The following is a 619-nucleotide window of genomic DNA, read 5'->3' as shown; positions in this document are numbered from 1 at the left end:
AGCATTGTTTACTGTTACAATGACTGTGTCGGTATCGCTACATCCGGAAGATATATCCGTTTTGGTTACTGTGTAAGTTGTGGTAACCGTTGGATTTGCCATTGGATTACTGATATTGACGGCGCTCAAGCCAATTGCAGGAGACCATGAATAGGTAAACTCAGCATTGGTTGCCTCACCGATTAGTTTTCCATTGGCATTATCGATACAGGTTTTTGTAAAAGGACTACCCGCYACAGCCACTACTGTTGGTTTGTCTACTGTTACAGTCACTTCATCGGTATCGCTACAACCCGTAATTTTATTTGTTTTGGTTACGGTGTAAGTTGTAGTTGCTGTTGGATTGGCCATTGGATTACTGATATTCGCAGCGCTCAAGCCTGTWGCTGGAGACCAYAAATAGGTAAACGCATCGTCGTTAGCCTCACCAATTAGTTTGCCGTTTGGATTGTCGATACAGGTTTTGGTAAAGTCCGCACCTGCAGCAGCAATTACAACAGCATTGTTTACTGTTACAATGACTGTGTCGGTATCGCTACATCCGGAAGATATATCCGTTTTGGTTACTGTGTAAGTTGTGGTAACCGTTGGATTTGCCATTGGATTACTGATATTGACG

General features: G+C 43.0%; 1 pseudogene. It reads right to left on the bottom strand.

What is annotated here, in order from left to right:
* Window positions 1–619, bottom strand: a pseudogene (locus AC1DY0_RS19110) (hypothetical protein); the annotation flags it as partial.

This window comes from Flavobacterium sp. P1_E4 (genome assembly GCF_056405915.1).
Note: the sequence above shows the minus strand (reverse complement) of the source record. Positions and strands in the feature narration are given on the sequence as shown.